5 protein-coding genes are annotated in these 4,984 nt (G+C 43.5%); all 5 read right to left on the reverse strand.

Features of this window, described 5'->3' with window-relative positions; translation table 11 throughout:
* Nucleotides 1-162: 162 nt before the first annotated feature.
* Nucleotides 163-807 (reverse strand): phosphate signaling complex protein PhoU, encoded by a 645-nt coding sequence (gene phoU / locus DW981_RS14130; RefSeq protein ID WP_118508192.1) that lies wholly within the window; start codon nt 805-807, stop codon nt 163-165.
* Between the two features lie 14 nt (nt 808-821).
* Complete coding sequence (pstB, locus tag DW981_RS14135) at nt 822-1,625, reverse strand: phosphate ABC transporter ATP-binding protein PstB (RefSeq protein WP_022024271.1); 804 nt, start codon at nt 1,623-1,625, stop codon at nt 822-824.
* Nucleotides 1,626-1,686: 61 nt separating this feature from the next.
* Complete coding sequence (gene pstA / locus DW981_RS14140; protein WP_118508193.1) at nt 1,687-2,568, reverse strand: phosphate ABC transporter permease PstA; 882 nt, start codon at nt 2,566-2,568, stop codon at nt 1,687-1,689.
* A gap of 3 nt (nt 2,569-2,571) precedes the next feature.
* Nucleotides 2,572-3,441 (reverse strand): phosphate ABC transporter permease subunit PstC, encoded by an 870-nt coding sequence (gene pstC, locus DW981_RS14145; RefSeq protein ID WP_118508194.1) that lies wholly within the window; start codon nt 3,439-3,441, stop codon nt 2,572-2,574.
* A gap of 88 nt (nt 3,442-3,529) precedes the next feature.
* Nucleotides 3,530-4,408, reverse strand: a complete 879-nt coding sequence (locus DW981_RS14150; protein WP_022024268.1) for a substrate-binding domain-containing protein — start codon at nt 4,406-4,408, stop codon at nt 3,530-3,532.
* Nucleotides 4,409-4,984 lie beyond the last annotated feature (576 nt).

Genomic DNA, 4,984 nt, shown 5'->3' on the forward strand with positions numbered 1-4,984 from the left:
ACTTTTTCTCTACCCCGAAGCCTATTCCCAGCCTTTAGGGTAGACTTCTCGGCCTATGACGGGACTTTTTCTCTACCCCGGAAGCCTATATCTAGCCTTTAGGGTAGACTTCTCTGCCTATGACGGGACTTTTTCTCTACCCCCGAAGCCCATTTTCAGCCTTTAGGATACATGTTTTCCGGTGATGGAGTAGATGACCCATTCAGAAATATTGGTTGCATGGTCGCCAATGCGTTCAAAATATTTAGCAATAAGCAATAAGTCCGCCGCTTCCTCACCGGAGCCATCAGACTCACGCAGCATCTGGATGACTTCTTCCTTTACTTTGAGGAAAAGATCATCTACAATATCATCTTTTGCAATGACTTCTTCTGCCTGTTTGAGATTTTTACATACGAAAGCGTCAATACTTCCAACAAGCATAACGGTGACTTCTTTTGCCATTTCTTCGAGCAGATTAAGATGGGTGACATAATTTTCACCATATATCCAGACGGTCATTTCTGAAATATCTGCCGCATGATCGCCAATACGTTCCATATCTGTGATCATTTTGAGGGCAGACGAAATAAGGCGGAAATCCTTGGCAACAGGTTGCTGCTGTAATAACAATTTCATACACAAACTTTCAATACGTCGTTCCTGATGATCAATATCTTCATCGCCTTCAATGACAGTTTTAGCAAGTTCAACATCGTTATTCACTAATGCACTAATTGCCTTTTCGATCGCCTGCTCGATCATGCTGCCCATCTCGATCAATTCATTATTAAGTTTTTCCAACTGATTATCAAATCGATTTCGCATACCTTCGCTTCCCCCTATCCAAATCTTCCTGTGATATAATCTTCCGTGCGTTTATCCTGTGGTACAGAAAACAATTTATCCGTTGCTCCATACTCAACCATTTCTCCCAACAGGAAAAATGCTGTTCGGTCCGAGATACGAGTTGCCTGCTGCATATTATGTGTGACCATAATGATCGTATAGTCTTTTTTGAGCTCGATCGCCAAATCCTCAATACGGGATGTTGAAATCGGATCAAGAGCCGATGTCGGCTCATCCATTAAGATAACCTCCGGTTCTACAGCAAGTGCGCGTGCAATACATAAACGCTGCTGCTGTCCACCCGACAAACCAAGTGCTGACTTTTTGAGACGATCTTTCAATTCATCCCAAATTGCCGCCTGTCTGAGAGACTTTTCGACAATAACATCTAATTTCTGTTTAGAATGAATGCCATGCGTGCGTGGTCCATACGCGATGTTGTCATATATACTCATCGGAAATGGATTTGGATTCTGAAAAACCATTCCCACACGTTTGCGCAGATGATTGATGTCAATGTCTCCGTAAATATCCTGCTCGCCAAGCTTTACTTCGCCGGTGATCCGACAGCCTTCTACAAGATCATTCATACGGTTGAGCGATTTTAAGAATGTGGATTTACCACAACCGGATGGTCCGATAAACGCTGTGATCTGCTTTTCCGGAATATCAATATTGATATCTTTTAATGCGTGAAATTTATCATAATACAAGTCCAGTCCTGCAACGTGAAACTTGGTATCTGATGCTATCTGGGATGTCGATGCATCCACCACATTTGTATAGGTTGTATCCATAATAACCATACCTTTCTTACTTTATTTCTGAATGCCTTTGGCTGCTAACCTGCTTCTTACTTTATTTCTGAATACCTTTAGCTGTTAATCTGCTTGCAAGCAGGTTCGAGATCAAGTTGATCACGATAACCAATATCAGCAATATTACAGCGGTTGCAAATGCCTGATCCGTGTGAAATCCTTCGCCCGACAGCATATACATATGCACCGATAAGGTTCTCGTAGAAGATAACAGGTTTTGGGGCAGTTTTGCGGTTGTTCCTGCTGTATAGATCAGCGCTGCCGTTTCTCCGACGATTCGTCCGGTTGCAAGAATTACACCGGAAAGAATGCCCGGTACCGCAGATGGTAATACGATCCGAAATACGGTACGAAGCTTGCCGGCTCCCAGTCCAAAGCTTCCCTCTCGGAAACTGGCCGGCACTGCGATCAACGCTTCCTCTGTCGTTCTCAGAATTGTCGGCAGAACCATGATCGCCACGGTAAGTGCACCGGAGATCAAAGATAACCGCAAATGCAAAAATGTGACGAAAAACAATGCACCAAACAATCCATACACAATAGATGGAATACCGGATAATGTTTCTGCCGTCACCCGAACGACACCGACAACTTTGTTGCCTTTTTTGGCATATTCAACCATATAGATTGCTGCAAAGATGCCAAGCGGTCCGGCGATCAATAAGGCTAACACTGTCATAAGCAGTGTATTGATCAACGCCGGAAGCATTGATACATTGTCAGAATTATATTCCAGTTTGAATAAGTCCGGTGTCAAAAATGGGACACCTTTGATCAAAATATAGCCGATCAGGAAGACAAGTACCCCCATTGTCAACAGTGCTGCCAGCCAAGTGAGTAAAAAGACAATGAGTGAACCTGGATGCTTAAAGTAAGTGCGGCGTTTTTGCGCCAGACTTTGTACATTAATTGCCTGTTCCATAGGTTATTTTGCCTCCCTTCTCTTCAATATGGAAAAAAGTGTATTGATGATCAGGATAAATACAAAGAGTACAACACCCGTTGCGATCAATGCTTCACGATGCAGATCCTGCGCATATCCCATTTCCATAACGATATTGGCGGTCAAAGTTCGGATTCCCTGAAACATGTTGTCGGGTATCCATGCCTGATTGCCGGCAATCATAATGACAGCCATTGTCTCGCCAAAGGCACGCCCGATTCCTAGTACAATACCTGCCATGATACCGGATTTTGCGGCTGGTACCACTGTTCGAAATACGCTTCTTTCATGTGTAGCACCAAGTGCCAATGCGCCTTGATAATATTTATCCGGTACGGAACGGATCGCTGATTCCGATATACTGATGATCGTTGGCAGGATCATGATTCCGAGCAGCAAAGCCGCGGAAAACAAGCTGAGTCCGTTACCTCCATAGTAAGGACGAAACGTGTCACGCACCCACGGTACGATGATCATCAATCCGAAGAAACCGTATACAACAGACGGAATACCTGCTAACAGCTCCACGCCCGGTTTCATAATGCGGTATAACGGTTTAGGGCAAAACCTTGCCAAAAATACTGCTGCCAAAATTCCAATTGGCACTCCGACAATGATCGCTCCTGCTGTAACATAGATACTTCCGATGATCATTGGAAAGATTCCAAACAGGCCATTTCCTGCCTGCCAGGTGCGCCCCAGCAAAAATTTGCCGAAGCCAATCTTTGCCATAGCGGGAACACCATTTGCAAACAGGAAGATACAGATCAATGCAACTGCCAGTATCGAGACACAGGCACAGAGCATAAAGACAAACTCCATCCCTTTTTCTTTTACTTTTTGTAGTGTCATATCAATCCTCATTCCTTTCCCAGCCCACAAGTCTGTGGTCGGCTGCCTGCACACATTGTCTATGTGCAGGTATACCTGTCAGGATTCCTTATTTCACATCTGCCCAGTCTGTTGTTGTACCTGTGTAAATGTTCTTAACGGCATCGGAGGAAATATCCTCTAAGGAATTTTTGTTATTTACGATTACTGCGACACCATCTAATGCGATTGCGGTTGGAGTAAGACCTGCCTGTGTCTCACTGTCCTTCAAGTCACGGGATGCCATACCGATATCACAAGTTCCCTCTGCTGCAGAAGTCATACCTGTTGTAGAATCACTCTGCTGAACTTCCACCTGTGCACCTGTGTTTACTTTCTGATATGCCTCTGCTAATTTTTCCATAACCGGTGTTACCGAAGAAGAACCGGCAACGACGATCTTACCTTTCGCACCATTACTTTTGAATGCTGCATTTTCGGAAACTGCGATGTAACCATTGTCTTCTACTACTTTCTGTCCATCAGCACTCATGATGTAATTGATGAAATCCTGTGCTGCTTCGCTGACATCTTTTTTGGTAGCAATGTTGAAAGGACGGGAAATCTTGTATGTACCGCTTTTTACGTTCTCTGCTGTTGCTTCCACGCCATCAACTTTCAATGCCTTTACCTTATCGTTTAATGCACCAAGTGATGTATAACCGATCGCATATTCATCTCCGGCTACTGTTGTCATCATAACCTCTGTACTCTGTGATACGGAAGCACTTGCTGTGGTCTTATCTACTTTCTTGCCACCCTCTTCCTGTTCAATACCGAACAGCTCAATGAAAGCGCCTCTGGTACCGGAACCATCTTCTCTGGTTACAACAGAAATCGGTTTGGATCCACCTGCTGCTTTGTCACCCTTTTTGCTGCCACAGCCTGTCACCAAGCTTGCTACACATAATACACTCAATCCTACTGCTAATAATTTCTTTGCTCTCATTTTAATAATCTCCTTTTCTCTTCCCTCCACACGGTCACTCTTAACCGTGTTTTCCATCTGCTTCTTTCAGATGTGCGGCTAAATTTTGTTTACGGTTAATAGGATACTGTGCCAATGTAAAGTCTGAAATCTGCCACGCCTAAAATTTATGTAAAATGTATGTAATCCGAACTTCGCGCCTCTAGAAGTTCTATCTAAGCAGGAACTTCCATATATATGAAGAGAGAATATTCTATATGCGTAACATTTTAATAGGAGATTAACTATAACTATTTCAAACTTCGCACATCCGAAGCTGCCATCTAGTCACATATTGCTTATTATGTCGATAGTTTCATTATATTTTGCAGCCACCATATTGTGGGTCCTGCCATGAAGAAACTATAGCAATTGCCTTGCCGCAATTAGTTTTTACGGTGATTTCTAGATTTTGTTGTCTCTGATGTATGATTTACATGCCTTACGGAAACTCGAAGTCCCGGAAGCAAGGTATTCATCATTTTTGAAAGGGACTTTGCGCTCGTCGTTACTTATGTCTCGTATTTCAGAGACATTAAGTAACGTGACGTAGCGCAT

Origin of the sequence: Clostridium sp. AM49-4BH (assembly GCF_003478335.1) — a bacterium.
Classification (GTDB): domain Bacteria; phylum Bacillota; class Clostridia; order Lachnospirales; family Lachnospiraceae; genus Butyribacter.